We start from the raw sequence: 26124 nt of genomic DNA, 5'->3' as shown, positions 1-26124 counted from the left end.
CGGTGGGACAGGCGCCGACGTCCGGCGCGATCCGGCGCGACCTTCGCACCGGCAGCGCCGGCAAGCCCGCCCGCTGGTTGCTCCGCCGTCCCAGCGAGGATGCCGCCGCCAGGATCTTCTGCTTTCCCTACTCCGGCTGCGGTGCGTCGATGTACTACCAATGGCCGGCCCAGGCCGGCGCCGCCGAGTTCTGCCTGCTGCAGCCACCCGGGCGGGAGAACCGGTTGCGCGAGCCGCACTACGGCGACTTCGAGTCGCTGGCCGAGCAACTCCTGCCGCACCTGCTGCCCTACCTGGACCGGCCCTTCGGCTTCTTCGGCCACTGCGCCGGGGCGCTGCCCGCCTTCGCGACGACGCTGGAACTGATGCGCCGCGAGCTTCCGCTGCCGGCGGTCCTCTTCCTGTCGTCCCAGGTCGCGCCGCACCAGGGCCCGCACGGCCGGTTCCTGTCGATGACCGACGACGAGCTGGGCGTCGAGCTGGCCGGGCTGATGCACCTGATGGGCGGCACCCCGGATCCGGACCTGATCGCACTGGGGTTGGGGGTGCTGCGCGCCGACGTCGAGGCGAACAAGCGCTACCGGCTGAGCGAGTCGGTCACCGTGCCGTGCCGGCTCACCGCGATCGGCTGGCAGGACGATCGCGAGATCACCGTCGAGCAGATGGCCGGCTGGGCGGACTGGGCGGCACCGGGGAACTTCCGCCAGGTCGTCCTGCCCGGCGAGCACTACACGTTCCTGTCCGCCCCACCGGCGCTGCTCGATGAGCTCGCGCTCGACATGGCACAGGCGCTGGCCGAGGCCGGCCGCCCGGGATCGGACAGGTCGTGACCGCGTCACCGCCGACCATCGCCGACAAGCGCGCCGAGCTGAGGGACCGGCTGCTGCGCCAGCGCCGGCAGCAGCAGCAGAACAGCGACCAGATCACCGCCGAGCCAGAAACCTCCACAGCCCCGCTGTCCAGCCAGCAGAGCGGGCTGTGGCTGGCCGCCCAGCTGGCCCGCGCCCCCGGCTACACGCTGGTGAACGCGACCTGGCTGCGCGGGCCGCTGGACAGCTCGCTACTGCGGGCGGCGCTGGACGGCCTGATCGAGCGGCACCAGAGCCTGCGCACCAGCTTTCCCGAGCAGGACGGCGCCCCGCGGCTGACGGTCGCCCCCACCGGGCAGCTGTGGTGGGAGGAGCTGGACCTCTGCCGGGTGCCCGAGCCGAACCGGCGGCAACGCGGGCTGGAGGCGCTCGCCGCCTGGGCCGAGCAGGTCATCGACCTGCGGCATCCGCTGCTGCGCACCCTGCTGGTGCGGCTGGACACCGGCGAGCACCTGTTCGGCTACCTGCAGCATCACATCGTCTCCGACGGCTGGTCGATCCCGATCCTGGTCAGCGAGCTCAGCGAGCTCTACCGCGCCGCCGCCGAGCAGCGCAGCCCGCGACTGCCCGCCCAGACCATCCAGCCGACCGACGTCTACCGCTGGCAGCGGGAGCGGTTGGCCACCGAACCCGTCAGGCAGCGGCTCAACCGCTGGCGCGACCAGCTGGCCGGGATGCCCCAGCTGCGGTTTCCGACCGACCGGCCCCGGCCGGCGGTGGCCAGCTGGGCCGGACACCAGGTCGTGGTGGACCTGCCGGCCGAGCTCATCGCCCGCGCCGACGCCGTGGCCCGGACGGGGGATCGGTTGCCCTTCGCCGTCCTGCTGGCCGCCTTCTCGGTGCTGATGCGCCAGCGCAGCGGCCAGCACGACCTCGCTCTCGGCACCGCCTTCTCCGGCCGGGTGCGCACCGAGATGGAGCCGCTGATCGGTTACTTCGCCAACACCGGCGTGCTCCGCATCCGCACCGCCGCCGAGCAGGGTCTCGACGAGCTCATCGGACACTGCCACGACGTCGTGCTCGACGCCGAGGGAATGCAGGACATCCCGTTCGCCGACGTCGTCAACGCGGTGGCGCCGGCCCGGGTGCCCGGCGCCAACCCGCTGTTCCAGATCTGCTTCACGCTGGCCCGCGGCGCGATCCTGGTCCCGGCGCTCGACCTCGAGGGCGTCGAGGTCGAGCCGGTCCGGGTGCGGGCCCCCGGCTCCCGGTTCGACATCACCTTCCAGGTCACCGAGCTGCCCGACGGCAGGTACCGGATGGAGATCGAGTACGCCACCGAGCTGTTCGACGAGCAGACGATCCACCAGCTGGCTAAGGATTACCGCACGCTGCTGGCGCTGATGCTGGCCTCCGACGCCGTCAGCGAGCTGACCGTGGCGCAGCTGCAGCAGGCCGCCGGGTTGCCCTCGCCGGCTGCGGCGGTGGCGTCCGGGGACCGCGACGAGGTCGGCGCCGGGCCGGTCGACGCGGGGCCGGTCGACGCGGGGCCGGTCGACGCGAGGCCGGTCGGCAAGGAGCCGGTCGACGCGGGGCCGGCCGCGCCGAGTGGGCCGGCCGAGCCGGACGCGCTGCGCGACCAGGTCGCCCGGATCTGGGTAGCGGTCTTCGGCGTCACCGGCGACTTCGACGACGACGAGAGCTTCTTCGAGGTGGGTGGCTCGTCGATCATGGCGGTCCGGTTACGCGCCCAGCTCCTGAGCGAGTTCGGAATCGACCTCCCGCTGGCCGACATCTTCGCCGGGGGCAGTGTCGCCGAACTCACCGACTACCTCTCGGCCCGGCTGGCGGAGGTGAGCTGATGACCGATGCCACCGAGGCACTGTCCACTGCCCGGCAGGCGCTGCTGGGCTGGAAGTCGCGGCAGCAGCAGGGCCAGCAGGTCGAGCAGGACCGGATCGAACCGGTGTCGCGGGACGGGCTGCTGCCGGTCACCGAGCAGCAGCGTTACCTGTGGTTCCTGCACCAACTGGCCCCGGACGTCCCGGCCTACAACGTGCCCACGGCGCTGCGGTTGCGGGGCCGGCTCGACGAACCGGCGCTGCGCGCCGCGCTGGCCGGGCTGACCGCTCGCCACGAGAGCCTGCGCACCCGGTTCCGTTCCGAGCGCGGGGTGCCGTGCCAGCTGATCGACCCACCGGGCTCGAGCACGGTTCCCATAACGGTGCTCGACCTGCGCCCGCTGCCGGCCGAGGACCGGCTGCGCGAGGCCACCCGGCTGATCGGGCAGGAGGTCCGCCGCCCGTTCGACCTGGAGAACGGCCCGCTGCTGCGCTGCTGGCTGGCTCGGCTGGACGAGGCCGACCACGTCCTGCTGCTGACCCTGCACCACATCATCACCGACGGCTGGTCAGTGGGGATCACCACCCGCGAGCTCGCCGAGCTCTACGCCGGCCGGGGCGAGCAGTTGCCCCCGGTGCGGCTGCAGCCGGTCGACTACGCGGCCTGGCAGCAGCGCAACCTGGGAAGTGACACCGCGCGCGGCCAGCTCGACTACTGGCGGGAGCAGCTGGCCGACCTCCCGTCGCTGGAGTTCCCGGCCGACCGGCCGCGTCCGGCCCTGCCCAGCTGGCAGGGCGCGGCGTTCGAGGCCCCGTTGGAACCGGCGGTCCTGGCGCGGGCCCAACAGCTGGCGGGCTCGGAACGGGTGTCACTGCTCGCGGTGCTGTCGGCGGCCTTCTACGCCGTGCTGTCGCGCTACACCGACCAGTACGACCTGGCGGTCGGCTCGGTGTTCTCCGGCCGGACCCGGACCGAGCTGGACACGATGATCGGCTTCTTCGCCAACACCCTGGTGCTGCGCGCGGACCTGACCGGTGACCCGAGCGGTCGCGAGCTGGTGCGGCGCTGCAACGGCGTGGTGCTCGGCGCCCTGGCCAACCAGGACATCCCGTTCGGCACCGTGGTGGAGGAACTGCGGCCCGAGCGGGTGCCCGGGCGCAACCCGCTCTTCCAGGTCAGCTTCACGCTGCTGACCGGAGAGATCGTCGGCGCGTACAGCTTCGGCGAGCTGAGCGTGTCGCCGCTGTCGCTGCAGCTGGGGACCTCCCGCTTCGACATCGCCTTCCAGATTTCCGTCGAGCCCGACGGCCAGGCCTCGATCTGGGTCGAGTACTCCACCGAGCTGTTCGACCGCGATCGGATCGAGCGGCTCATCCAGCACTTCGAGACAGCGCTGTCGGAGATCACGGCCGATCCGGAGCGCCCGCTGAGCCGCTTGAGCCTGGTCACCGGGCAAGAGGCGCGGCAGCTGGCCAGGTGGAATCCGGAGCCGGTCAGTTTCGGCACCGAGGGCATGCTGCTGCACGAGCTGGTCGCCGGCTGCGCGGCCCGCTGGCCCGAACGGACCGCGGTGCGCTTCGACGGGGCCGAGCTCAGCTACGCCGAGCTTGACTCCCGAGCCAACCGGCTGGCCCGGTTGCTGCGAGACGAGCACCGGATCTGTCCGGACCAGGTGGTGGGCATCCTGCTCGACCGGGGCGCCCGGCTGCCGCAGGCCCAGCTGGGCGTCCTCAAGGCCGGCGGCGCCTGGCTGGCGCTGGACCCGACGCATCCGGCCAAGCGGATCGCCTACCAGGTCGCCGACGCCGGGGTGTCGGTCGTGATCACCGACTCCCAGGCGGTGGCGGCGCTGCCGGCCGGCGTGCCGCGGATCGACCTGGACGACCCCGAGCTGAGCCGCCGGCTGGCCGGGCTCGCCGGCACCGCGCCGCCGCAGACCACCCGGCCCGAGCACGCCGCGTACCTGATCTACACCTCCGGCTCGACCGGCGCCCCCAAGGCAGTCCTGGTGCCGCACCGGGCGGTGGTGAACTTCGTCAGCTCGGTCCGCGAGCTGTTCTCGATCACCCCGGCGGACCGGGTGCTGCAGTTCGCGAACCCGTCCTTCGACGTGAGCGTCTTCGACCTCTACGCCGCGCTGGCGCACGGGGCCACCTCGGTCGGCGCGCCGCGCTCGGTGCTGCACGACGTCGACCTGCTGGCTGACCTGCTGCGCCGGGAACGGATCAGCCTGGCTGACATCCCGCCGGCGGTGCTGGGGATCCTCGACCCGGCGTCGTTGCCGGATCTTCGAGCGCTGTTCGTCGGGCTGGAGGCCTTTCCCGCCGAGCTGGTGAACCGCTGGCGCACGCCGGACAGGCAGTTTCACAACGGCTACGGGCCGACCGAGGCGACCGTGGCCTGCGTGGACTACGCGTGCCCGGACGAGCCGCTGACAGCCTCCCCGCCGATCGGGCGGGCGATGGCCAACCACCGCGCCTACGTCCTGGACCCGGCCCAGAACCTGGCGCCGGTGGGAGTGCCGGGTGAGCTGTTCATCGCGGGCGCGGGCCTGGCTCGCGGTTATCTCGGGCGTCCCGGGCTGACCGCCGAGCGGTTCCTGCCCTGCCCGTTCGGAGAACCGGGCGAGCGGATGTACGCCACCGGGGACGTGGTGGCGTGGCGGGCCGACGGCCAGCTGCAGTTTCTCGGCAGGGCCGACCGGCAGGTGAAGATCCGGGGCCTGCGGATCGAACTCGGCGAGATCGAGCACGCGCTGGCCACCTTCGAAGGCGTCAGGCAGTCCGCGGTGGTGGTGAACGCCGCCGCCGCCGGTGGACCGCGGTTGGACGCCTACCTGGCGCCGGCCGAGGGCAGCCGGATCGACACCGACGCCCTGCGCAAGCACCTGTCCGAGCACCTGCCGCTGCACATGATCCCGGGCACCTTCACCGAGCTGGCCGCGCTGCCGCTCAACGCCAACGGAAAGCTCGACCGCGAGCGGCTGCCCGAACCGGTCTCGGCCGCCGACCTGCCACGGCAGCCGCCGGCCACCGAGAGCGAGCGAAAGATCGCCGGCATCTGGTGCGAGCTGCTTAACGTCGAACTCTCCGACATCGGGCAGCGGGACAGCTTCTTCGCGCTCGGCGGCAGCTCGCTGCAGGCCACCCAGCTGATCTCCAGGCTGCGCGACGCCTTCTACCTGACCCTGGACCCCCGGCAGCTGTTCACCCACTCGACGCTGCACCAGCTGGCCGCGCTGGTCGACGAGACGCTGCGCCAGTCCTTCGCCGAGGACGAGCTGTCCGAGCTGGAGGCAGAGATCGCGGGCCTGTCCGAGGAGGACCTGGACCGGCTGCTGGCCGAAGGCGTCGACGAGTAGATGGGGTCCACCGAGCTGGAGGGCGCCGTCCGGGGCGATGCGGTCCGGGGCGAGGAGGACGGCGTCCGCGGCGAAGAGGACGCGCTGTCGGACAAGCGGCGGGCGCTGATGCAGTTGCGGCTGCGCCGCCGGCGCGCGGAGGTGGCCCAGGGCGCTTCGGTGGTGGCGGTGAGCCGGGCCGGCCGGTTGCCGCTGTCGTGGCAGCAGGCGGGTTTGTGGTTTCTGCAGCAGGTGGATCCGGATTCCACGACGTATCACATGCCGCTGGTGCTGCGGTTGCGAGGCGAGCTGGACCACCCGGCGCTGGCGGCCGCGCTGCAGGCGGTGATCGCCCGCCACGAGGGTCTGCGGACCCGCTTCCAGACCGTGGACGGGCAGCCGTTCCAGGTCATCGACCCGGCGCCGCGACGGGTGGAGCTGCCGGTGACCGACCTGCCGGCCGTGGGTTGGCAGCGCCTGATCAGCGACGAGGCCCGCCGGCCCTTCGAGCTGGCCACCGAGCCCGGCTTTCGCTACCAGCTGGCCCGGCTGGGCCCCGATGACCACATCCTGAGCCTCACCGCCCACCACATCATCACCGACGGCTGGTCCAGCGCCATCCTCAACGCCGACCTGTCCCGGGCCTACGCCCGGGCCCGCGACGGGCAGCCCCCGGACCTGCCGGCGCTGCCGATCCAGCCCGCTGACCATGCCCACTGGCAGCACCACAACCGTGCCCACCTCGACGCCGGCCTGGACTACTGGAGGCGGCAACTGGCCGACCTGCCCACCCTGGCGCTGCCCACCGACCGGCCCCGGCCGGCCAACCCCGCCGGCCACGGCGGCGGAGTCGGCAGCCGGCTCGACCCGGTCATCAGCCGGCAGGCCGCGGCACTGGCCAACCAGCTCAACACCTCGCTGCTGGCCGTCCTGCTCGCCGCGTTCACCCTCACCCTGTCGCGCTACACCGGCTCCACCGACATCCCGGTCGGGTCGGTGTTCTCCGCCCGCACCCGCACCGAACTCGAACCGCTGATCGGCTACTTCGCGAACTCCGTCGTGCTGCGTGCCGACCTCACCGGCAACCCGACCGCCACCGCCCACATCCAGCGCTGCCACACCACCCTCCTCAACGCCCTGCGCCATCAGGACATCCCCTTCACCGTCGTCGTCGACACCGTGGGACCACCCCGCACCCCCGGCCAGAACCCCCTCTTCCAGACCAGCCTCTCGCTGGCGCCCGCGCAGGTCAGCGGCGGTGAGCTGGCGCTGCCCGGCGTCGAGGTGGAACCGATCGAGGTGAGCCAGTCGGGCGCCCGGTTCGACCTGCGGTTCGAGGTCATCCCACATGCCGACGACTCGCTGGAGATCTGGGTCGAGTACGCCACGGAGCTGTTCGACGAGTGGCGGGTACGAGCCATGACCGAGCATTTCGGCAACGCGCTGGCCTGGCTGGTGGCCAACCCGGACAGCCGCCTCGCGGACGCCGAGCTGATGTCGGCCGCTGAGCGCCAGCAGGTTCTGCACGACTTCAACCGTCCCTGCGACCAGCCGCCGGCTCCGCTGCCCTGGGCGGGCAGTTCGGTGGTGGCGGTGGCCGCCGAGGTGGCCCGGACCGCGCCGGACCGGTGCGCGCTCTGGTGCGCCGGGTCGTGGCTGACGTTCGGGCAGCTGGATCGAGCGGCGACCGAACTGGCGGTGCGGCTGGTCGCGGCGGGCGCCGGGCGTGGCCGGGTGGTGGGGGTGTGCGGCCACCGGTCGCTGGAACTGGTGGTCGGCCTGCTGGCCGTGCTCAAGGCCGGGGCGGCGTACCTGCCGCTGGACCCCGAACAACCGGCGGCCCGCTCGGAGTTCCAGCTGGCCGACGCGGGCGCGGCGCTGCTGCTGGCCCAGCCCGGTGTCGAGCTGGAGCCCCCCGCCGGGGTCCGGGTGATCCCGCTGGAGGCCCCGGGTCAGGCGCGGCACGGGGACGCCGACTCCGGCGGCGAGTCCGGCGAGTCCGGCGAGTCCGGCGAGTCCGGCGGCGGCCAGGTGCCGGGTGCCGACACCCTGCCGGCCTGCCGCCCGACGGATCCGGCGTACCTGATCTACACCTCCGGCTCGACCGGCAGTCCCAAGGGCGTGCTCAACAGCCACGCGGGCCTGATCAACCGGCTGGGCTGGATGCAGGCGCAGTACCCACTGGGGCCATCAGACCGGGTGCTGCAGAAGACCCCGTACACCTTCGACGTCTCGGTCTGGGAGTTCTTCTGGCCACTGCTCACCGGGGCCCGGCTGGTGCTCGCCGACCCCGGCGGCCACCGGGACCCCGGCTACCTGGCCCGCGCCCTCACCGACCAGCGCGTCACCGTCACCCACTTCGTCCCGTCCGTCCTGGCGACCTTCCTCGACCAGCCCGAGCCACCCGGGCTGCCCGCGCTGCGCCACCTGATCTGCTCGGGTGAGGCGCTGCCGGCCGGCACCCGGGACCGGGCGCTGGCCCGCTGGCCGCACGCCGGGCTGCACAACCTCTACGGCCCCACCGAAGCCAGCATCGACGTCACCGCGTGGACCTGCACGCCCGCTGACGGACCCACCGTCGTCATCGGAGGGCCCATCACCAACATGCGGACCTACGTGCTCGACGGCCGGGGCGGTCCGGCGCCGCTGGGCGTCGAGGGCCAGCTCCACCTCGCCGGCCCGGGCCTGGCCCACCACTACGTCAACCAGCCCGCGCTGACCGCCGAACGGTTCACGCCGTGCCCCTTCGGTGACCCGGGCCAGCGGATGTACGCCACCGGTGACCTGGCGCGCTGGAGCCCGGACGGCGCCCTGGAATACCGCGGCCGCACCGATGACCAGATCAAACTGCACGGCCAGCGGATCGAACTCGGCGAGATCGAGCACGCCCTGCTGCGGCACCCCGCGATCACCGCCGCCGCCGTGCTGCTGGTCCCCGCCGCGGACGGCCGACCCCCGTTCCTGGCCGCCTACCTCACCGCCACCGACCCGCCCCCCGGCGACGGCGAGATCCGCGCCCACCTCGCTGAACGCCTGCCGCTGCACATGCTGCCCGCCACCGTCACCGTGCTGCCGGAACTGCCCACCACCGCCAACGGCAAGCTGGACCGGGGCCGGCTGCCGGTGTCCACCGCCGCGCCGGCCGGGCCGCCCACCAGCACCGAACGCGCCCTGACCGACATCTGGAACGCCCTGCTCGGCCCGGCCGCGCCCGAGATTGCCTTGCACGGGCACCACAATTTCTTCACCCTGGGTGGCAGCTCGCTGGACCTGGCCCGGTTGACGGCCGCCGTCCGGGACCGGTGCGGGGTCGAGATCGCCATCCGGGACCTGTACCTCGCGCCGACGCTGGCGGCGATGGCGGCACTGGTCGACGAGCGCGTCACCGGCCGGACCGCTTCGGTCGTCAGCCGAGTCGCTCCCGACGCCGCATCCGCACTCGCGCCGTCCCCAGCCGCGTCGGGCTCGCTGGTCGCACTGCGCACCGGTGGGTCGCTCCCGCCGGTGTTCCTGGTGCACGCCATCGGCGGATCGGCGGTGCCTTACCTGCCGCTGGTCCACGAGCTCGATCCGGAGCAGCCGGTGTACGCCTTCGAGGCCCCGGGGCTGCACGGGTCAGCAGACCCGCCCGCCTCGCTGCAGAGTCCTTCCTCGCTCCAGAGCCCCGCCTCGCTGCAGGGCATCGCCGCCGATTACCTCGCCGAGCTGCGCCAGGCGCAACCGCGCGGGCCCTACCGGCTGGCCGGCTGGTCGGTCGGCGGGCTGATCGCCCAGCAACTGGCGGTGCGGCTGCGGGCGGCCGGCGAGGACGTCGCGTTGCTGGCCCTGCTGGACGCCGTCCCGGTCGAAGCCGACGCGCAGGTGCCCGACGACGTCGGCCTGCTGAGCTGGTTCGCCCACGACCTGGCCGGTGTCCGGGGAGTGGAGGGTCCGCGCCTGGACCCGGCGGAGCTCGCCGATCACCCGGCCGCCGAGCGGCTGGAACGGATGCTGGACCACCTCGTCGGGCAGGGCATCGTCGAGGCCGGTGACCGGGCGGCGTTGGCCACCCGGTTCGAGGTGTTCGCCGAGCTTGCCGGGGCGCAGCTGCGGCACCGGCCCGAAGCCCTGGACCGCCCGACCGACCTGCTGGTCGCAGCCGACACCGCGACCGAGGCGGTGCGGCGCTGGCAGGGGATCGGCGGCGAGCTGCGCGTGCACCGGGTGCCCGGCACCCATTACACGATGCTGGCGCCGCCGCACCTGTCCGCGACCGCGGCGGTCCTGGCCGCCCTGCTCGAGAAGTCCCATCGCGATCGGGGAGAACTCCGGTGAACCTGCGACTCACCGGCGAGCAGGAGGCGTTCCGGCGCGCGGTCTGCCAGCTGCTGTGTGAGGAGCAGGTCGGCGAGGAGGTGGCACGGGCTCGCCGGCTGCCGGTCGACGAGGAGCCGGGGCTGCTGGAGGTCTACCGGCGGCTCGGCGAGCGGGGCTGGTTGGCCGTCAACTGGCCGGCCGAGCACGGCGGCCTCGGCACCGGCATCGTGGAGAAGGCGATCCTGACCGAGGAGATGATCCTGCACGGCATCCCCGACGTGGTGCACACGCTGTCCGTCGACATCGTCGGCCTGGCCATCCAGCGGCTGGGGACCGAGGAGCAGAAACGGCAGTGGCTCCCTCCGATCGCCGCCGGCGACTCGGTCGGCTGCGTGCTGCTCAGCGAACCCGAGGTCGGCTCTGACCTGGGCAGCCTGAGCACCAGGGCCGAGCCGGACGGAGACGGCTGGCGGCTGTACGGGCGCAAGGTCTACAACCTCAAGTCCCAGTTCGCCGACCTGGCGCTGTGCGCGGCGCGCACCACCTCCTCCGACGTTCGATTCCACGGCATCACCGTGTTCATCGTGCCGATGCGCACGCCCGGCATCCGGGTCGAGCCGGTTCCGAGCATCAGCGACGAGCGCTTCAACGAGGTGGTGCTGTCCGGCATCCGGATGACCCGGCAGGACGTGCTGGGCGAGGTGGATGACGGGTGGCAGGTGCTCAACGGCCTGCTCGGACTGGAGCGGACCGGCATCGAGTTCGAGGCCAAGGCCCGGCGGCTGCTCGACGCGGTGCTGGATGAGGCGGAGCGGACCGGTGCCCTCGAAGCCGGCGGCTACGGCGAGCGGCTGGTCGAGCTGGACGCCGAGGTCCGGGCCGGCCGGCTGCTGTCCTGGCGGGCGCTCGGGTCCATGGCCGCCGACACCCTGGACGACGTGCAGTGCGCGATGGCCAAGTGGCACACCACCGAGACCGCCAAGTTGATCTCGGAGCTGAGCCCGGAGATCTGCGGGTTGACCGCGCTGCTGTCGGCCCGGGACGAGCAGGCCCCGCCCGGCTGGCTGCTGGAGTCGGACCTGCGGGACGCGCCGGGCCGGACCCTGGCCTCCGGCACGTCGGAGATGATGCTCTCGCTGATCGCGAGCGCCGGCCTCGGACTGTTGCGGTGAAGGGGCCGGCATGGAAATCGACCTGAGTGCCGCGCAGCTCGCGGTGCGGCAGCGGTTCGGGCAGCTGTTCGACGCCGAGCTGGCGCCGAGCATCCGCCGGATGGGCGAGCAGCCGCGGACCGGCGACCCGGCCGAGGTGCAGGCGCTGCGGCAGATGCTGTGGAGCGCGCTGACCGACCTCGGCGCCACCCGGCTGCTGCTGCCCGAACGGCACGGCGGCGAGGCGGCCGGCCAGCAGGGCGCGGTGGTGCTGGCCGAGTTGCTGGGCGGTGCGTTGTGCCAGGGGCCGTTGCTGGACACCATGACCGCCGCCGAGGCGCTGGCCGGGACCGAGACGCTGGCCGGCAACGAGGGGAACGGCAAGTTGCTCGGACGGATCGCCGAGGGGGCGCCGGTCGTGCTGGCCTTCCGGGAACGGGGCGCGGCGGCGCCGCTCGCGCCGCTGACGCTCGGCGACGACCGGGTGAGCGCCCGCCGGCGTTTCGTCAGCTTCGCCCAGGACGCCGAGTGCCTGTGCGTCATCGGCAGCCAGGACGGCAGGCCGGTCTGCGTGCTCAGCGCCGCCGATCATCCGACGGTGTCGATGCGGCGTCAGCTGGACACCGGCCGGGGCGAGCTGTACGACGTGGCGCTGGAGGGCACGCCGGTGCTGGCCACGCTGGCCGGATTCGCCGACGCCTGGCCGTGGCTGCTGGCCAACGCCCGGCTGCGGCACGCCGCTTACCTGGTGGGGATGTGCCAGGCGGCGTTGGAGCTGGCGGTGGAGCGGGCCAACACCAGGCGCCAGTTCGGCCAGCTGATCGGGCGTTTCCAGGCCCCCTCCTTCGCGATGGCGGCGGCGACGACCCGGGTCGAGGCGGCCCGCTGGCTGATCCGGGCCACCGCGTGGGAGGCCGACCAGGGCGCCGACGTCCGGCTGGGCGCGGCGCAGGCCCTGGCGATGGCGGCCGACCTGAGCCGGACGGTGATCTCGACCGCGATGCAGGCGCACGGCGCGTACGGCACCACCGAGGGGGCCGACATCCAGCTGTACTTCCGCCGCGCGGCCGTCGAGCGGGCGTGGTGGGGCTCGCCGCGGGCCCTGCGCGCGGAGGTGCTGCCGCTGCTGCTGGCTGACCGTCGGGCGGCCCGGCCGGGTGCGCAGGCCTGGTGCTGACGCGATGACCGAACTCAGCCCGGCCGTCGCGGCCGAACCCGAGCTGGACCGCGCCGAGTGGCGCCGGTTCCGGCTGCTGGTCGGCGGCTACATGGCGTCCTCCTTCGGCAGCTACCTGAACATGGTGGCGCTGCAGCTGTTCGTCTACCAGACGACCGGCAGCGCAGTGGCCACCGGCCTGTTCCTGGTGTTGCGGATGGCCTCCGGATTTCTCGCGGGCTTGGCCGGCGGGACCGTGGCCGCCCGCCTGCCCCGGCGCGCGGTGATGATCAGCTGCGACCTCGCGCAGGCGTCGGTGCTGCTGGTGTTCGCCCTGTCCCCGAACGGCATCCGGGTGGCGCTGCTGCCGGTGCTGGCAGTCTCGATCGGAGCGCTGAGCACCACCAACCAACTGCTGCTGCGCGCCACCGTGCCGGACCTCGTCGGCGCCGAGCACCGCATGCGCGCCAACGGGTTGCTGGTGACAGGCCGGGCGGTGGCGATGGCGCTCGGCTTCGCCACCGGCGGCCTGCTGGTGTCCTGGGTCGGCTACCAGGCGGCGTTCCTGGTCGACGCCGGCACCTTCTGCGTCTCCGCGCTGGTACTGGTCACCGTCAGGCTGCGCTTCCCGCGCCCCGTGCAGGTCCGGCGCCAGGAGAAGCCGGGTCTGGCGAGGCAGGGCAGGTTCGTGCTGCTCGCCCTGACCGCCGCCCCTCCCGTGCTGGCGATCGTGATCGTCCGGTGCGTGGACGCTCTCGGGTCGGCCTCGCACCAGGTCGGCATCCCGATCTACGCCACCCAGCTGCAACCGGGCAACCCGGCCGGGTTCGTCGGCAACTTCTGGGCCGCGTGGGCGGTCGGCCTGTTCGCCGCCCACCAGCTGGTGACCCGGATCTATCGGAGCGGCCCCCGGCACGACGAGCGCGCGTTCGTGATCAGCACCGCCGTGATGTCCGTGGCCTTCATCGCCGCGTTCTCCGGCCTCGGTCAACCCTGGGTGTTGCTGGTGGCCCTGATCGCCGGCCTGGCCGACGGGTTCACCGAGATCACCTACACCACCAGGGTGCAGGCCGAGCCCGACCCGGCGCGCGGCATGTTCTTCGGTCTGACCGCGATGGCTGAGAACGCGGGCCTGGGTATCGGCCTGCTGGTCGCGGCGGGCCTGCTTGAGATGTGGACGCCGCTGGTGGTGGCCGCGCTGATGCATGGCGTGGTCGTGGTGCTCGCCGCCGGGTACCTGGTACGGACCACCCCTCGCCCGGGCGACCGGGCGACGACTTCGAGCTGACAGGGGATTGCCATGCCGCAGACGCTGCACGCCACCACGCCGGTCGTGCTGCCCGGCGACGTGCGCGACCGCCGGATCGCCATCATCGGCATGGCTGCCCGCTTCCCCGGTGCGCCGACCCTGGAGCAGTACTGGGACAACCTGCTCGCGGGTGTCGTCAGCACCACTCGGTTCACCCGCGAGGAGTTGCTTGCCGCGGGCCTGCCGGCGTCCCTCGTGGACGATCCGGCGTACGTCCCGGTCAGCGGCGCGCTCCAGGACATCGGGGCCTTCGACGCCGACCTGTTCGGCATCAGCCCCGCCGAAGCCGCCGTCACCGACCCGCAGCAGCGGCTGTTCCTGCAGGTGTGCCAGCAGGCGCTCGAACACGCCGGTTACGCCGGGGCAGCCGGCCGAACGGGCGTCTATGCGGGCTCCGGCATGGCGCTGTACTCCCTTCGCACCTACCTCCGCGAGAACCTGGGCGACACCGACGCGGGCGACCAGCTGTCGGCAATGCAAGTCGCGATCGGCAACGACCCGGACTTTCTCGCCACCCGCGTCGCCTACCGGCTCGGCCTCACCGGGCCCGCGGTCACCGTCCGCACGGCCTGCTCGACCTCGCTGGTCGCCGTGCACACCGCGATCACCGCGCTCCTGACGGGCGACGCCGACATGGCGCTGGCAGGGGCCGCCGCACTGCACGTGCCCGGGACGGCGGGCTACCGGTACGAGGAGGGCTCGATCCTGTCCAGCACGGGCGCCTGCCGCGCGTTCGACGCCGCCGCCGACGGCACGGTCGGCGGCAACGGCGTCGCGGCCGTGCTGCTCAAGCCGCTGGAGGCAGCCCTCGCCGACGGCGACACCGTGCACGCGGTCATCCTCGGGTCCGCGATCAACAACGACGGCTCGGCAAAGCAGGGCTTCACCTGGCCCGATGTGGCAGGCCAGGTCACGGTGGTGCGCGACGCACTCGCCGCAGCCGGGGTCGAACCGGATTCCGTCGGCTACGTCGAGGCCCACGGCACCGGCACCGCCCTCGGCGACCCGATCGAGATCGCGGCACTCCGGGAGGCATTCGGCGACCGCTCCGACCCGTTGCTGGTGGGTTCGGTGAAACCCAACATCGGCCACCTCGACACCGCCGCCGGCATGGCCGGACTGCTCAAGGCGGTACTCGCCCTGCGTGCCGGGATCGTGCCGCCGCAAGCCAACTTCGACTCGCCCAACCCCGCGCTGCGCCTGGGCGAAGACTGCATCACCGTGCCGACCGTGCCCATGCCGTGGCCGGTGCCGGGGGTGCGTCGTGCCGGTGTGACCGCGCTGGGGGTCGGTGGCACGAACGCGCACCTGGTTCTGGAACAGGCGCCCGAGCAGGAGCCGTCCGCTGTGTCGGCGCCCTGGATCGTGCCCCTGTCCGCGCGCGAGCCGCAGGCTCTGGCCCAACTTGCCGAATCCACTGCCGACGCCCTGTCCGGGGTCAGCCCGGCGGACGTCCTCACCACGCTCGGCGCCGGCCGCAGGCGACTGCCGCACCGGCTGGTGGCCTGGGGTGATGACGCCGACACGACCGCACGCGAACTACGCGCGGGCGGCTCGGCCAGCGGAGTCGCCGGAGGCACCGGCCCGCTGGTGTTCGCCTTCGCTGGCCAGGGCGTGGACTGCGCCGGCGCCGGGACCTCGTTGCTCGCACACCCGGCCTCGGCCGCCGTGCTGCACCGGCTGCTCGACCAGCACCGCCGTGACCGGGGCGTGGACCTGCTGCCCCCGCTGCTCGGCGAACCGCACGAGTGGACCACCGAGACCCTGCAACCGGCACTGCTCGCCGTGCAGCTGGCGCAGGTGGCGCTGCTCGCCGAACTGGGCGTGCGGCCGGACGCCGTGGTCGGGCACAGCGCGGGGGAGTACGCGGCCCTGGCCTGCGCCGCAGCGCTGTCCGAGCAGGACGCGATGCGCCTGGCCGCGGCACGCGGGGCCCTGATGCAGACCGCACCCGAGGGCGCCCTGCTGGCCGTGTTCGCCGACATCTGCGACCTGCCCGGGCTCTCGGTGGCCGTGCGCAACGGGCCCGGGCACATCGTGTTCGGGGGCCCTCCCGAGGCGGTGGCCGACGCGGAGGGACAGCTCGCCGCGCGAGGCGTGGAATGCCGTCGACTCGCCGCCGACCGCGCCTTCCACACTCCGATGGTCGACCCCCTCCTCGATGCCCTGGCCGATCGGGCAGCCGCGCTGGACTGGAAGCCCCTGGCGCTGCCCGTCTACTCCGGGACCGGCGCGGTGCTGACCGAGGGCACCGTGCCGGGCGCCGACCATGTCCGCACGCACACCCGATCCACTGCTGACTTCCACCGCTGCGTGGACGAACTGGTCACCGAAGGCCGCACCACCTTCATCGAACTGGGCCCGTCCGGCGTGCTGACGGCGCTGGGCAGGCAGTGGTCCGGCACGACCTGGCTCCCGCTACGCCGCCGGGGAGTGGACACCCTCACCCCCGGCCTGGCCGCTCTGTTCTGCCACGGCATCGAACTCGACTGGGCCGCCCTCGCCCCCGGCGGCCGGCGCGTCCCGCTGCCCACCTATCCATTCCAGCCGACGCGGCACTGGATCGACCCGGCGCCCGTCGCAGCCCCCGTCCCGGCCGCGGATTCCGGGCCCGCCGCGACGAGCGTCCCTGCCCCCGTCCCTGCCCCCGAGGAGAGCGCACCGGCCATGCCCACTGAGCAGATCGACGACCTGACCGAGCTGGTGCTCACCCGGGTGCGCGAGCTGACCGCGCACCACCTGGGCGCCAAGCTGGACCGCGTCACTCCGGACACGCAGTTCTTCGACCTCGGCGCGGACTCGCTGCTGATGATCAACTTGGTGCGCGAGCTGGAGGTCGCCTTCGGCGTGCGGGTGACTATGCGGGAGCTGTTCGAGGAGATGGACACCCCCGCCCGGCTCAGCGTGCTGGTCACCGAACGGATGTCCGCCACCACCCGTGCCGAGCTGGTCCCCGCGGCCGAGCCGGTTCCGGTAGCCCCGCCGGACTCCGCAGTCCAGCCGGACCCGGTCGCTCCGTCCGTCCAACCGGTCGCGGCGCCGCTCCAACCGGTCGCGGCGCCGCTCCCGGTCCTGAACCCCGAGCCACAGCCGACGATGGCGCTCAGCAGCGGGTATGAGGCCGTGGTCCGCGAGCAGTTGACCCTGATGGGCCGGTTCTCCGACATCATGTCCGAGCAGTTGGCCATGCTCTCCGGCAAGCCCGCCGCATCCCCATTCGCGCCGTCCCAAGCCTTGGCGCCCAGCGCCGCGCCGTCCCAAGCCTTGGCGCCCAGCGCCGCGCCGTCCCAAGCCGCGCCGTCCCAAGCCGCGCCGTCCCAAGCCGCGCCATCCCCGGCCTTGGCGTCCCCAGCCGCGCCGTCCCAAGCCGCGCCGTCCCAAGCCGCGCCATCCCCAGCCTTGGCGTCCCCAGCCGCGCCCGCGCCCCGCCGCGCACTGCCGAGGACCCCCGCCGCCGTGGCGAAGACCCCGGTGGTGGAGGCGGCGTCGACCGACGTCGGCCGGACGACCCCGGACTTCAGCCTGTACTTCTTCGGCGACTACCCAGAAGCCCCCCGGGGCGACAAGCCCGGTGGTGACAAGTACGCGGCGATCCTGTCCGCCGCCCGCTTCGCCGACCGCAGTGGCCTGCACGCGGTGTGGCTGCCGGAACGCCACTTCGCCTCCTTCGGTGGCGTGTTCCCCAACCCGTCGGTGCTCGCCGCGGCGATCGCTGCCCAGACCGACCGGGTCCGGCTGCACTCGGGCAGCGTGGTGCTGCCGCTGCACGATCCGATCCGGGTCGCCGAGGAGTGGTCCATGGTGGACAACCTCTCCGGTGGGCGGGTGTCGCTCGGCGTGGCCAGCGGCTGGCACGCACGGGACTTCGTGCTGGCGCCGCAGGTGTACGGAAAGCACCGGGAGGCCATGTACGAGAACGTGGAGACGATCCGCGCGCTGTGGCGGGGCGAGCCGGTGACCAGGACGGCAGGCAACGGCGAGCAGGTCGAGGTCAAGCTGTACCCGAGGCCGATCCAGTCCGAGCTCGACTTCTACACCGCGATCGTCGGCAATCCCGACAGTTACCGGCAGGCCGCGCGCGGCGGGTTCGGCGTCATCACCAATCTGATGTCGCAGGGCGTGGACCAGCTGGGGGAGAACATCGCCCTCTACCGGCGCACCCGGGCCGAAGCAGGCCTCGACCCGGACGGTGGACGGGTCGTGTTGCTGCTGCACACCTACCTGGGCGATGACACCGAGCACATGCGGGCGGAGGCGTTCGGCCCGTTCTGCGACTACCTGCGCTCGTCGCTGTCCCTGTTCGGGCAGGTGACCAACAGCCTCGGCTTCTCCATCGACCTGGAGAACACCGACCCGGAGGACCTGGAGTACCTGCTGTCCAAAGCGTACGAGCGCTACTGCGCCGACCGCGCCTTGATCGGCACCCCGGACGACGCCGAGCCGATCGTGGGCAGGCTCGCCGCCCTCGGCGTGGACGAGGTGGCGTGCTTCATCGACTTCGGCGTCCCGTCCGGGCGGGTCACCGCCGGGCTGCCCCACATCGACAGGCTGCGCTCCCGGTTCACCGACGACCGGTCCACCGACGGCCGGTCCACCGACGACCGGTCCACTGACGACCGGTCCACCGACGACCGGTCCACCGACGGCCGGCTCGACGTCCGCGACGCCAGCCTCACCGAGCAGCAGATCTGGTACGCCGACCAGGCGTTCCCCGGCCGCCCCAACTACACCGAGTCCCTGGTCGTAGCGCTGGAAGGCGACCTCGACGTGGCGGCCTTGCGGGCGGCGCTGAGCGCGGTCGCCACCCGCCACGACGGCCTGCGCTCGACCTTCCACGACATCGACGGCGTGCTGAAGCGGGTCGTCGCCGCCCCGTCCGAACTGGCGCTGCCCGTGCGTGAAGAGCCGGGAGCCGATGTCGAGGAGGCCGCCCGTCGGGTGATGGCGCACGAGACCGCCACCCCGTTCGACCTGGCCGCCGGTCCGCTGTTCGCGCCCTACCTGGTCCGCCTGGACGAGCAGCGGCACCTGCTGGTGCTGCGGATGCACCACCTGGTGACCGACACCGTGTCCGCGATGATCATGACCGAGGAGATCTCCGCGAGCTACCGGGCCGCCGTCACCGGCGTCGAGGTAGCCCTTCCGGCCGTCGACCCGCTGCCCTCGCCGCAGCCGGCCTCGGCGGAATCGCTGGCGTACTGGACCGCGCTGCTGGCGGGTGCGCCACGGGAGCTGGAGCTGCCCTATGACCACCCGCGCCCTTCCGAGCCGTCCGGTCGGGGCGCATCCGTCGGGGCAGAACTGGACGCCGAGCTGATGGCCGCGTTGCGGGCAGTCGCCCGTGAGCACCGGGTCACGCCGTTCACCGCGCTGCTGGCGGGGTGGGCTCTGACGCTGCGGGCGTTGAGCGGCGAGTCGGACCTGGTGGTCGGCAGCCCGTTCGCGCACCGGCTTGCGGGGACCGAGCGAGCCGTCGGGTTCTTCGTGCACACGCTGCCGTTGCGGATCACGATCGATGACAAGGCATCGTTCATCGACGTGCTGAAGCTGGTGCGCGAGCAACTGCTCGGCGCCCAGGAACACCAGGACGCCCCGCTACCAGAGATCGTGCGCGCCCTGGGCGGCAATCGGGACCCGCAGCGCAACCCGCTGTTCGACACCGTGGTGGTCTATGACAACGAGGCCACCTTCGAACTCGACCTTCCCGGCATGCGCGCCACCCTCCTCGACGTCCTGCCCGACCGCGCCCCGATAGACCTGGTCCTGTTCCTGATCAATCTCGGCGACACCGTCCGCTGCCGGCTGAACCACGCCCTCGACCTGTTCGAGCCGGACACCGCCCGCCACCTGCTGCAGACCTACAACCAGGTCCTCTGCGCTGTCGTGGCCGACCCGCACCGCCCCCTCAGCGACCTGGACCAGCTCGATCCGCACCCCGGGGTCCCGCCCGAAGCCTGGACCACGGGCGGGCCGGCGCCCGACAGCCCCACGCTCCTGCACCACGGCGTCCTCGATCACCGGTCCGACGCTCCCGCAGTCGTCGACGGCGGCGAGGTGACCACCAGCGCCCAGCTGAGAGACCGCGCCGCCGCCGTGGCCGGAGCCATCGCCGAACTCGAGGTGCCTGCCGGAACCCCGGTCGCCGTCCTGCTGCCCCGCGGTGTGGACGCGGTGGCGGCGATGCTCGGCGTGCTCGCCGCCGGGCTGCCGTACCTGCCGCTGGACCCCGAGCAGCCCGCTGCCCGCCTCGGGCACATGGTCCGCAAGGCCGGCGCCGCCGCCGTGATCACCACTGCCGGCGCCGAGGTTCCCGGCGACCTCCCGCCCATCCTCATGGACCGGCTCGCCGACAGGGCTAGCCACACTGTGATCAGCGGCCACCCCCTCACCCCGGACGACCTGGCCTACGTCCTGTTCACCTCCGGCTCCACCGGCGAACCCAAGGGCGTGCTGGTCGAGCACCGCTCCATCTCCAACACCGTCGGCTGGCACACCCGCGACCTGGGCGTGACCGCCGCCGACCGGCTCTCGTGGTTCTGCAGCCCCGGGTTCGACGCCTCCGTGATCGAGGTCTGGGCCGCTCTGCGCGCCGGCGCGTCCCTGCACATCATCCCGCCCAGCCTCCGCTACGACCCGGCCGGGCTGCGTGGCTGGCTGATCGACACCGGCATCACCATCGCCTTCGTCCCCACCCCGATGGGCGAGCAGCTGCTCGCCCAGCCCTGGCCCACCGACGGCTCGGTCGCCCTGCGGCACCTGGTCGTCGGCGGTGACGCCCTGCACCGCAGGCCACCGGCCGGGGCGCCGTTCCAGCTGTGGAACGCCTACGGCCCCACCGAGGCGGCTGTGGTGTCCACCTGGGCGGAGGTCACGGCGGACGGCGACGGTCCGCCCCCGATCGGCCGGCCGGTGCCGGGCACCTGGGTGCGGGTGGTGGATGAAGCGGGCCGTCAGGTGAAGGTGGGCGAGCCGGGTGAGCTGCTGATCGGTGGGGTCCAGCTGGCCCGCGGCTACGCCGAGCCGACCCCCGACCAGGCCGCCCGGTTCACGGGCGCCGGCGAGGACCGCTGCTATCGCACCGGCGATGTGGTGCGCTGGAGCGCCGACGGTGAGCTGGAGTTCCTGCACCGCAGCGACCAGCAGGTGCAGATCCGCGGCTTCCGCGTCGAACCCCGCGAGGCCGAGCACCAGCTCGCCACCCTCCTCGGCGTGCGCGAAGGAGCGATCCGCGCCTGGACCGACCCCGAGGGCACGGTGCGGCTGGCCGCCTACGTGGTCACCGCGCCCGGAGTGACTGTCGCCGACCTGCGCGCGGAGTTGGCGACCCGGCTACCCGAGTACATGATCCCCGCGACCTGGGAGGTGCTTGACGCGCTGCCGCTGACCCCCAACGGCAAGCTCGATCGGGACGCCCTGCCCGAACCGGCGCTCGGCACGTCCCGGCCGCCGGCGGCGGGCCGGCGCGGCGGGGTCGAGCAGCGGCTCGCCGCGGTGTGGATGGCTGAGCTCGGCGTGGACGCGGTGCCGCCGGATGCCACGTTCTTCGAATTGGGCGGTCACTCGCTGACCGCGATCCGGCTGGTGAACCGGATCCGCGACGAGTTGGGGGTGCGGCTGGACGTGGTGGACTTCCTGCGCAGGCCGACCGTGCGCGGCCTGGCGGGCTTGCTGGCCCCGCAACTGGACCCGCAACCGGAGGTGCAGCCGGACCCGCAGCCGGAGGTGCAGCCGGACCCGCAGCCGGAGGTGGTCGAGGTGGAGGCCAGCGCCCCGGCGAGTTGCGCCCAGCGGCACCGCTACGCCGTGACCATGGCCAACGACAACCCGAGCGTGCTGACGATCGCGACCCGCTTCGCCCTGCACGGCGAGCTGGACGTGCCTGCTCTGCATCGCGCGCTGACCGCGCTGATGGTCAGGCATCCGGCCCTTCGCACCCGGATCCGCGAGGTTGACGGCGTGCTGCGCCAGCAGGTGATGATCGCGGGCGAGGCCCCGCTGAAGATCGTCGACGCCGCCGAGGGCGACCTGGAGGCGCTGGTGCTGGCTACGGCCGGGGACGCCGCGGACATCACCGCCGCGGGTACCTTCCGGGCGACGCTGTTCACCCTCGCCGACTGCCGTGCGGACCTCCTGCTCACCGTCCACCACGCCGTCAGCGACGGCTGGTCCATGGGCATCCTCATCCGCGATCTGGGTGAGCTGTACCGGGCGGAGGTCACCGGCGAAGCCCCTGATCTCCCGGAGCTGACCGCCACCTGCATCGACTTCACAGACTGGGAGTCGACCCACCTCGACGACCCCGCCACCCGGACCGCCGTCCAGGAATGGGCCGACCAGGTCACCGCTCTCGGCGCCCGGCCCCTGCTCTTTCCCGCCGACCGTCCCCGCACCGAGTCGCTCTCCGGAAACGGGGCCGTCCACACCACCACCCTCGCGCCGGAGTTGGTCACTGCGATCGACGCCGTCGCGGCCCGCGAAGGAGCCACGACCTTCGCCGTCCTCATCGCCGCCTTCGCCGCCCTGGGCCACGAGGTCACCGGCGCCCCGGCCGGCGCCTTTCTGTGCACGGTGGCCAACCGCCCCGAATCCCGCTTCGAGAACGCCGTCGGGTGCTTCACCCACTCCTCGTGGGTCGTGGTTCCGGTCGCCGGAGCGCTCACCTTCACCGGCCTGGTCGCCGCCGCCCGCGACGCGGTCTGGCAACGCCTGGCGCTGCAGTCCGTTCCGGCGTCGGTCCTTAACGACGTCGCCGGCGGCCACTTCTCAGGTAACCCGCCCAAAGTCCAGTTAGGGCTCTACAACAACCCGTTCCCCGACCTCACCCTTCCCGGCATCGCTCCCGCTCCGCCCATCGATGTCGAGCTCCCGGTGGCCCGGGGCGAGCTGACCTACTTCGTCACCGTCGACCCGGAGGGTGGCCTGGCCCTCGCCCTGGAATACGCCACCGACCTCTTCGACCCGGACACCGTCGCCACCTGGGCAAACCGCTTCACCGAGATCCTCACCGCCGGTGTCACCGATCCGGACAGCAAGCCGTGGCACACCGCAAGGTAGCCGCTTTCATCCAGAGATGAGCAGCCGCACTCCGGCCCGGGTCGCCGCATCGGCAAGCCGGTGATCAAGCGTGGCCAGCGGAGCGCCGGTGCGTTCGGCCAGCACCAGATAGGCCGCGTCGTAGGAGCTCAATTCGTGATGCCGGCCGGCAGCCACCACATCGGCCAGGTCGGTGGGGGCGTCGACGACGTGAATGGGCAGTTGCTGGAGCAGGTCTGAGAACCGGCTCGCTTGAGCCTCAGTGAGGCGCTTCCGGCGCTGGGCCACCAGCAGAACGTTGGCGATCTCGAGTGGCCAGATCGCCGGAACGACCGCCTCGTCCTCGCTGAAGTGGTCGAGGACCGACTCGGCGCCGGGCGTCGCCTCGTCGGCGAAGCACCACGCCAGGGTGACGCTGGCATCGATGACGAACACGGCTCAGCGCCGGCCTTCGTCGATCATGTCGCGGACCGAGTCCTCACCGGGTGGACTCCAGCGCGAGCCGTCCGCAGCGCGGCAATGGTCGACTCCGGAGAGGCTGAACGCGGGCTCACCGGCACCAGCCGCGCTACCGGCCGGCCGTGCTTGGTGATGGTCCTAGCTTCGGCTGCACTGTAGAGGGACTGCGTTGCCGACGGTGGGCCTAGAGCCCCAGTCTGGACCACAGGTCGGCAAGGTCTTGGTGACGTTCGACCACTGAACATCAGACACCGTCGTCCTGTCGGGCGAACTTCACCTCCGAAGGTGTCAGACGTCTGTTGAATATTCGACGCATCACTTCCCGATTCGCCGTCCCAGGGCGGCGACCGCACAGGAGGACCAATGAAGTCACGCATCGAAGGTGAGTGGACCGGCTGGGACGGGAGCACCATCGTCAAGTTGGTCAACGGCTCAGTTTGGGAGCAGGCCGAGTACTACTACAGGTACCAGTACAAGTACCGGCCAGAGGTCATCATCGAGGGGCATCGAATGCATGTCGACGGCATGCCAAAGGCGATCCGGGTACGCCGTCTCAGCTAGGTGTCGACCGCCAGCAGAAAGTTCAGCAGGTCAAGAATGGCTTTGGCAGCGATCAGCGGGGTCACCGTGCTGCCGGTTCGAGGCTCAGGTCTGGCTTCTGTCATGTCTGGCACGCATCGGGTGTCGCCGCCGAACTGGGATGCGCACGCGATAGGCGCTTCACGTCATCAATTCCTTGCGCCGTTCGCTGGGTGAGCCGGACGCGCATTTAGCGACGGCTATCGCGCGGAACGGCCGCAAGTCAAGCTGGTGGAGTGCGGTCTGTAACTCGCCAGGTTCGAAGAGTTGCCTCAACTCTTGCAGATGTGCCCCCGGCAGGATTCGAACCTGCGACGCCCGGCTTAGGAGTCCGGCGCTCTATCCCCTGAGCTACGAGGGCAGGACCGGTCCGAACTCTGGGACTGCACGTCAGGCCAGCTTCGGTCAGGTCTTCCTGCCGGATCTCAGGCTGATGGGGCCCTTGATCCGTCAGCCATCATCCCACGCCGGTCAGCCGTCCCAGCGGTGAGGCATGACTGGCGGCAATCGGCAGATGGCCGGCCCCTACCAGGCGGCGGGGGCGTAGTCCTTGAGAAAGACGCCGCAGAGGTCCTCGCCGAGCTCGCCGCGCACGATCGGGTCATAGACCCGGGCGGCGCCGTCGACGAGGTCCAGCGGCGCGTGGAAGCCCTCGTCGGCCAGCCGCATCTTGGTCGGATGCGGCCGCTCGTCGGTGATCCAGCCGGTGTCGACGCTGGTCATCAGGATGCCGTCACTGAGCATCTCCTTGGCCGAGGTCCGGGTCAGCATGTTCAGCGCGGCCTTGGCCATGTTGGTGTGCGGATGGCCGGGGCCCTTGTAGCCGCGGGCGAACTGGCCTTCCATGGCCGAGACGTTGACGACGTACTTGCGCCGGGCGGCGGCCGCGGCCATCGCCGGGCGCAGCCGGCTGACCAGCAGGAACGGCGCGGTCATGTTGCACAGCTGCACCTCGAGCAGCTCCAGCGGGTCGACCTCGTGCACCCGCTGGGTCCAGCTGTTCACCGAGTGCAGGTCAGGCACCAGGCCGCCGGCGTCGATCGCGGTGCGCGCGGCGATCTTCTCGGACGACGCCGAGCCCGCGATCAGAGCCAGGGACGTCACGTCAGCGCCCGTCAGCTCGCCGCCTATCAGGTGCGCCACCGGGTGCTGGGCCAGCGACCCGGCCAGCGCGGCCGGGTGGGCGTCGCTGGCATGGTCGAAGCTCACCAGCTCCGGCAGCGGCCCGGCCGGCAACGGCCCGGACTCCGCCTCGGCCAGCGGGGCGTACGAGCCGGGGGAGCGCCGGACGGTCTGGGCGGCGTTGTTGATAAGGATGTCCAGCGGTCCCTGCTCGATCACCGAGTCGGCCAGCGCGATCACCTGCGCCGGGTCGCGCAGGTCGATGCCGACGATCCGCAGCCGGTGCAGCCAGTCGGCGCTGTCGTCCATCGCGGTGAACCGGCGCACCGCGTCGCTGGGGAACCGGGTGGTGATGGTGGTGTGCGCGCCGTCGCGCAGCAGCCGCAGCGCGATGTACATGCCGATCTTGGCGCGGCCGCCGGTGAGCAGCGCCCGCCGGCCGGACAGGTCGGTGCGGGCCTCGCGCCGGGTCCGGTTCAACGCCGCGCAGGACGGGCACAGCTGGTGGTAGAAGGCGTCCACCTGCTGGTACTTGGTCTTGCAGATGTAGCAGGCGCGCGGGGTGATCAGCAGGCCCGCCGAGGCGCCGGCCACGGTGGACACCAGCGCGATGCCCTGGGTCTCGTCGTCGATCCGGTTCGGCGAGCCGGTGGCGGTCGCCCCGATCACCGCCCGGTCAGCGGTGGCGATGGCATCGCGCTTCTCGGCGCGGCGGTGCTTCTTGACCGACTTGAACATCTGCGCCGTCGCCCGCCGGACCGCGACGTGGTCGGGGTGGTCCTGCGGCACCTGGTGCAGTTCGTCGAGCACTGCCAGGCAGACCGCCAGCCGGTCCGGGTCGATGCCGGTGCGCTGGTCCGGAGCGAGATCGGTGTGGTGGTCCGGAGCGTCGATGCCGGTGTGGTGGTCCGGAGCGTCGATGCCGGTGCGCTGCGGGTGCTCGGTCGCCGTCATTCGGGGTGCCGCTCCGCCTCTGCTTGGCTTTATCGGGCCGAACGCGGCCCGGGCCAGTTTACGGCTCGCTGGGC

11 protein-coding genes and 1 tRNA gene are annotated in these 26124 nt (G+C 72.4%); 9 read left to right on the top strand and 3 right to left on the bottom strand.

The window, feature by feature from the left end:
- Nucleotides 1-2 precede the first annotated feature (2 nt).
- Genes VF557_12975 through VF557_12940 form a run of 8 tightly spaced genes read left to right on the top strand, consistent with a single transcriptional unit; the run spans nt 3 to nt 22957 of the window.
- Complete coding sequence (locus VF557_12975; protein ID HEX8081116.1) at nt 3-830, top strand: thioesterase domain-containing protein; 828 nt, start codon at nt 3-5, stop codon at nt 828-830.
- Nucleotides 827-2671 (top strand): condensation domain-containing protein, encoded by a 1845-nt coding sequence (locus VF557_12970; protein ID HEX8081115.1) that lies wholly within the window; start codon nt 827-829, stop codon nt 2669-2671. Before VF557_12975 ends, VF557_12970 begins: the two co-directional genes overlap by 4 nt.
- Nucleotides 2671-6012 carry an amino acid adenylation domain-containing protein gene (locus VF557_12965; protein HEX8081114.1) on the top strand — a complete coding sequence of 1114 codons (3342 nt, stop codon included), beginning with the start codon at nt 2671-2673 and terminating at the stop codon, nt 6010-6012. The genes VF557_12970 and VF557_12965 overlap by 1 nt, the downstream gene beginning before the upstream one ends.
- Nucleotides 6013-10305 carry an amino acid adenylation domain-containing protein gene (locus tag VF557_12960; protein HEX8081113.1) on the top strand — a complete coding sequence of 1431 codons (4293 nt, stop codon included), beginning with the start codon at nt 6013-6015 and terminating at the stop codon, nt 10303-10305. It abuts the gene before it with no gap.
- The gene (locus VF557_12955) at nt 10302-11459 is read left to right on the top strand and encodes an acyl-CoA dehydrogenase family protein (GenBank protein HEX8081112.1); all 1158 of its coding nucleotides are present in this window, start codon (nt 10302-10304) and stop codon (nt 11457-11459) included. The genes VF557_12960 and VF557_12955 overlap by 4 nt, the downstream gene beginning before the upstream one ends.
- A 10-nt stretch (nt 11460-11469) precedes the next feature.
- Entirely contained in the window at nt 11470-12615 is a 1146-nt protein-coding gene (locus tag VF557_12950) for an acyl-CoA dehydrogenase family protein (protein ID HEX8081111.1), read from the top strand.
- Between the two features lie 4 nt (nt 12616-12619).
- The gene (locus VF557_12945) at nt 12620-13882 is read left to right on the top strand and encodes an MFS transporter (protein HEX8081110.1); all 1263 of its coding nucleotides are present in this window, start codon (nt 12620-12622) and stop codon (nt 13880-13882) included.
- 12 nt (nt 13883-13894) lie between these two features.
- Nucleotides 13895-22957 carry a MupA/Atu3671 family FMN-dependent luciferase-like monooxygenase gene (locus VF557_12940; GenBank protein HEX8081109.1) on the top strand — a complete coding sequence of 3021 codons (9063 nt, stop codon included), beginning with the start codon at nt 13895-13897 and terminating at the stop codon, nt 22955-22957.
- Between the two features lie 6 nt (nt 22958-22963).
- Here the strand turns inward: VF557_12940 and VF557_12935 are convergent, their stop codons facing one another.
- Entirely contained in the window at nt 22964-23371 is a 408-nt protein-coding gene (locus VF557_12935; GenBank protein HEX8081108.1) for a type II toxin-antitoxin system VapC family toxin, read from the bottom strand.
- A gap of 387 nt (nt 23372-23758) precedes the next feature.
- On the opposite strand from VF557_12935, the gene VF557_12930 reads away from it, so the two are divergent.
- On the top strand, nt 23759-23956 hold the full coding sequence (locus tag VF557_12930; GenBank protein ID HEX8081107.1) for a hypothetical protein: 198 nt from the start codon (nt 23759-23761) through the stop codon (nt 23954-23956).
- 306 nt (nt 23957-24262) lie between these two features.
- Here the strand turns inward: VF557_12930 and VF557_12925 are convergent.
- A tRNA-Arg gene (locus tag VF557_12925) sits at nt 24263-24335 on the bottom strand.
- A gap of 164 nt (nt 24336-24499) precedes the next feature.
- Entirely contained in the window at nt 24500-26050 is a 1551-nt protein-coding gene (locus tag VF557_12920) for an SDR family NAD(P)-dependent oxidoreductase (protein ID HEX8081106.1), read from the bottom strand.
- Between the last annotated feature and the right edge of the window lie 74 nt (nt 26051-26124).

The sequence above is a fragment of the Jatrophihabitans sp. genome, assembly GCA_036389035.1.
Taxonomy (GTDB): Bacteria; Actinomycetota; Actinomycetes; order Mycobacteriales; family Jatrophihabitantaceae; genus Jatrophihabitans_A.
Note: the sequence above shows the minus strand (reverse complement) of the source record. Positions and strands in the feature narration are given on the sequence as shown.